2 protein-coding genes and 2 pseudogenes are annotated in these 4,465 nt (G+C 65.2%); 1 reads left to right on the forward strand and 3 read right to left on the reverse strand.

Annotated elements, in window-relative coordinates:
- Together ACR2JI_RS00565 and ACR2JI_RS00570 are read right to left on the reverse strand one after the other, a co-directional pair.
- A pseudogene (locus ACR2JI_RS00565) lies at positions 1–466 on the reverse strand (hypothetical protein); the annotation flags it as partial.
- 31 nt (positions 467–497) lie between these two features.
- The gene (locus ACR2JI_RS00570; protein ID WP_526386922.1) at positions 498–1,697 is read right to left on the reverse strand and encodes an MCE family protein; all 1,200 of its coding nucleotides are present in this window, start codon (positions 1,695–1,697) and stop codon (positions 498–500) included.
- Positions 1,698–1,920: 223 nt separating this feature from the next.
- Here ACR2JI_RS00570 and aceA point away from each other — a divergent pair, with 223 nt between their 5' ends.
- Positions 1,921–4,188 carry an isocitrate lyase ICL2 gene (aceA, locus tag ACR2JI_RS00575; protein WP_526386924.1) on the forward strand — a complete coding sequence of 756 codons (2,268 nt, stop codon included), beginning with the start codon at positions 1,921–1,923 and terminating at the stop codon, positions 4,186–4,188.
- On the opposite strand, the pseudogene ACR2JI_RS00580 reads toward aceA, so the two are convergent.
- Positions 4,185–4,465, reverse strand: a pseudogene (locus ACR2JI_RS00580) (HNH endonuclease); the annotation flags it as partial. The gene aceA and the pseudogene ACR2JI_RS00580 sit on opposite strands and share 4 nt — an antisense overlap.

Consider the following 4,465-nt stretch of genomic DNA (forward strand, 5'->3'; position numbering starts at 1 on the left):
TGTCACTCGACGCCAGCACCCACATGCCGAACAGCACCAGCCAGACCAGCGGATAAGTCAACCATTCCGGCAATATGGTGGGAGCCAGCACTTTTCGGATCAGATCGGTGAGGAACATGCCCGCGGCCGTCGATGTCACGACCCCGAAGAGCACGTAGGTGCAGGCGTTTAGCCAGCCTGCCACCGCGCCGCTGCGCGGTCCCAGGGTCACTCCCACGAAGGCGTACACGCTGCCGGATTGACTGAATCGCTGCGACAGCCGGACAAACGTGTGGGCGATCAACAGGACGCCGAACGTGGCGAGCAGGAAGGCGATCGGCACAGCCCTGCCGGTAGCCGCCGAAGTGGCCTGCGGATTGATGTTGATCCCCATCGACGGGGCCATCAGTGCGACGGACATACCGACTGCAGACCACACTGTGAGTCCCCGTGCCAGCTGTGTGCCGGTGGGCGTCGCTTCCGCCATGACCCGCACGGTATCGCCTCCGGACTGCCGCCTACGGATTGATGGTGTTCTCGCCGACCTGGCGACCCCACACATATTCGGTGAGTAGGGGCTGGCCGACTTCGAAGTGGTTGTACGGGGCCAGCGTTGCCCCGTCGTCGACCACCAGGGCCGGCGCCGGCCAGAAGTCACGGGTGATCTTCTGCCAGCATCCCGGTGCTCCGCCCGGTCCACCACGGCCGTTGATCCGGGGAAGGTTGTCCGGATAGACGTATGGGTTGGGGGCGGCCAGCAGGCTGGTGCGGGCCGCCAGCGAGTAGTCATTGCCGCCGAACGATTCCAGGGCGACCGGGGCCAGTTCAGCGGTATTACGTAACGTGCACAGGATCTCCGGGCTGTAGGTGTCGAGCAACCTGGCGGTGGGCACCGTGTCGGAGGCGGCGCGGATGAAGTACGGGGCGGCGCGCCCGACCACATCGGTGCCGGTGGCGGCAAATCCCGCCGACGCCAGCAGGACGGCGTCGAGATGATTTTGCTGCTGGTTGAGGGTGCGGGTGTTGTCCAGGGCGTTCTCAACGGCGTCGAACAGATCCGGCCCGGCCTGGGTGTAGATGTCGGCCAACTCGGCCACCCGGCGAAGGTCCCCCTGCAACTTCGGCAATCGCTGGTTCACGTCCGTGAGAATCGCGTTGGCGTTGACCACCGAGCGCCCCAGCTTCGAGCCCAAGCCGGTGAGCCCATCGGCCATCGCCGAAAGAGTCGCATTGAGGCGCACCGGATCAACCTTCTCGGCGATTCCGGTGAGCGTCTCGAAGAGCGTCTGGAACTCCGTGGTGACCGTCACCGCGGAAATGACATCACCAGCTGAAATACGCTGCGGCACCGGTTTCTCGGGGGACGACAACGCAAGGTATTTGTTGCCGAAGATCGTCGAGGCGGTGACATCGGCCCGCACGTTGGCCGGGATGATGGACAGGAACCGGGAGCCGACCGCGGCCGTCAAATGAGCCGACGGTGATCCGTTTTCCTGAATCACGTCGATTTCGCTGACCCGGCCCACGCGAACACCGTTGTAGGTCACCGTCGCCCCGGGGTCCAGCACCAGCCCGGACCGGCCGGAGAGCACGGTCAGCTGGGTGGTGGCCGTGAAACCACCGCGGAACTGCACGTAAACGACGGCCGTGACGGCGGCGAGCACGCAGATGAGCGCCAGGCCGAACAATTTCCGCGGTTTGTCCTGGTAGCCGCTCATCGGATCATCAGCGACTCCTTCCCCAGACTCCGGAGCCGAACGCCCGCTGATCAAAAACTACCTGCTCGGCGGTTGCGGGGCCCGAAGGAGGGTCAGCAGAGGGTCGGTGCATTGGAAACCGGCACGACGCCGTGGTTCACTCGGGATAATGGGCATCGGCGGGGTCCGATGACCACCGCATGCCGATTGGCTAATTTCCAGGCTCAACGAGGAGCGTACGACCATGACCAGCACCGGAGTCGACCACGAGGTGAAAGACACCCAGCGGTATTTCGACAGCCCCCGCTTCGAGGGCATCACGCGGCTCTACACCGCCCGTCAGGTCGTCGAGCAGTGCGGCACGATTCCGGTTGATTACACCGTGGCACGCGATGCCGCTGTCGCGTTCTACGACCGTCTGCGTGAGCTGTTCGGACAGAAGAAGTCCATCACCACCTTCGGGCCGTACTCGCCGGGCCAGGCCGTGACGATGAAGCGATGCGGCATAGAGGGCATCTACCTCGGCGGCTGGGCCACCTCGGCCAAGGGTTCCACCAACGAGGATCCGGGTCCTGACCTCGCCAGCTATCCGCTGAGCCAGGTGCCCGACGAAGCTGCCGGCCTGATTCGAGCGCTGCTGACCGCCGATCGCAATCAGCAGTTCCTGCGTCTGCAGATGACCGAGGAGCAGCGCGCGGCCACACCCGCCGTCGACTACCGGCCGTTCATCATCGCTGATGCTGACACCGGCCACGGCGGAGATGCCCACGTGCGCAACCTGATTCGTCGTTTCGTCGAGGTCGGGGTCACCGGCTATCACATTGAGGACCAGCGGCCCGGAACCAAGAAGTGCGGGCATCAGGGCGGCAAGGTGCTGGTGCCGTCCGATGAGCAGATCAAGCGTCTCAACACCGCCCGGTTCCAGCTCGACATCATGAAGGTGCCGGGCATCATCGTCGCCCGCACCGATGCCGAGGCGGCCAATCTGCTGGAGGGCCGCTCCGATGAGCGCGATCAGCCGTTCCTGCTCGGTGTGACCAACCTTGAGGTGCCGCCGTACAAATCGTGCTTCCTGGCGATGATCCGGCGCTTCCACGAGCAGGGCGTCTCCGAGCTCAACGGACATCTGCTCTATGCGGTGCCGGAGGGCGAGTACGCCGTCGCGGATGCATGGCTGGCCGGCCACGGCGTCACCGCGGCGATCGACGAGGCCGCCACGGCATGGAAGAAGGACCGCTCCGGTTCGCTGGATGCGCTGTTCGACCGGGTGGAGTCGCAGTTCGTCGAAGCCTGGCAGTCCGATGCCGGCCTGGACACCTACGGCAATGCCGTCGCCGAGGTGCTGAAGTTCAAGGAGGGCGAGGGCGAGGCGCTGGCTATGAAGCCGGCCGAGTGGCTCGAGTTCGCCAAGACAGCATCGCTGTACGCCGCTGAGAAGAAAGCCCGCGAACTCGGCTTGGACGTCGCCTGGGATTGCGAGCGCTCCAAGACCGCCGAGGGCTACTACCAGGTGCGCGGCGGGATTCCGTACGCGATTGCGAAATCCCTTGCGGCAGCGCCGTTCGCGGACATCCTCTGGATGGAGACCAAGACCGCCGACCTTGCCGAGGCTCGAGAGTTCGCCGAGGCCATCCATGCGGTGTATCCGAACAAGATGATGGCCTACAACCTCTCCCCCTCGTTCAACTGGGACACCACCGGCATGAGCGATGAGGAGATGCGGGCGTTCCCCGAGGAGATCGGGAAGATGGGCTTCGTCTTCAACTTCATGACCTACGGCGGTCACCAGGTCGACGGAGTGGCGGCCGAGGAGTTCGCCACCGCCCTGCGTCAGGACGGGATGCTCGCGCTGGCCCGGCTGCAGCGCAAGATGCGGCTCATCGAGTCGCCGTACCGGACACCGCAGACCCTCGTCGGCGGCCCGCGCAGCGACGCGGCGCTGGCTGCCTCGTCGGGTCGCACCGCGACCACCAAGGCGATGGGCAAGGGCTCGACCCAGGTTCAGCACCTGGTGCAGACCGAGGTGCCCAAGAAACTGCTCGAGGACTGGCTGGCACTGTGGAGCGAGCACTACAAGCTCGGCGAGCGGCTGCGGGTGCAGCTGCGTCCGCGCCGGGCAGGCTCCGATGTGCTGGAGCTGGCCATCTTCGGCGACAAGGACGGCGAGAAGCTGGCCGACGTGCTGTTCGACCCGATCAAGGACCGCCACGGCCGCAGCATTCTGACCGTGCGCGACCAGAACACATACTCGGCCAAGTTGCGCCAGAAACGGCTGATGACGCTGGTCCACCTGTGGCTGGTGAACCGGTTCAAGGCCGACGCGGTGTACTACGTGACACCGACCGAGGACAACCAGTACCAGACAGAGAAGATGAAGGCGCACGGCATCTTCAGCGGTGTCAACAAGGACGTCGGCGAGATCATCGTGGCGGATGTGAACCAGGCCCGCATCGCCGAGTTGTTGGCCCCGGACCGGGCGGCCCTGCAGAAGCTGATTCGCAAAGAGGACTAGAAGGGCGGCGGGTCGGCGGCCCAGCGCGCTTCGTTGAGGCCGCGTTCCCAGGCGATGCGGGCAGACCGTTCGGCTACGCGGCTGCGTGCCCGGGTGGGCATCTGTAGGCCACGGCCCGGCGCTGAATCATCGTGAGTCGGCACCGCGATGCTCAGCTTCTCGGTGGGTGTCGCCAGTTGTGGGAAGAACAGCGCCCCGCCCGGTTTTGTCGTGTACTTCCGGCCGGACGGGGAGGTGAAGACGATGGTGCCGTCGGGGAATTGCTGCTCCCCCCAAC

The organism is Mycobacterium sp. (assembly GCF_051006775.1).
Lineage (GTDB): Bacteria > Actinomycetota > Actinomycetes > Mycobacteriales > Mycobacteriaceae > Mycobacterium.

What these genes read in the sequence shown, in the direction of transcription:
- aceA (WP_526386924.1), top strand. Translation starts at nt 1,921, where the DNA reads ATGACCAGCACCGGAGTCGACCACGAGGTGAAAGACACCCAGCGGTAT.
- ACR2JI_RS00570 (WP_526386922.1), bottom strand. Translation starts at nt 1,697, where the DNA reads ATGAGCGGCTACCAGGACAAACCGCGGAAATTGTTCGGCCTGGCGCTC.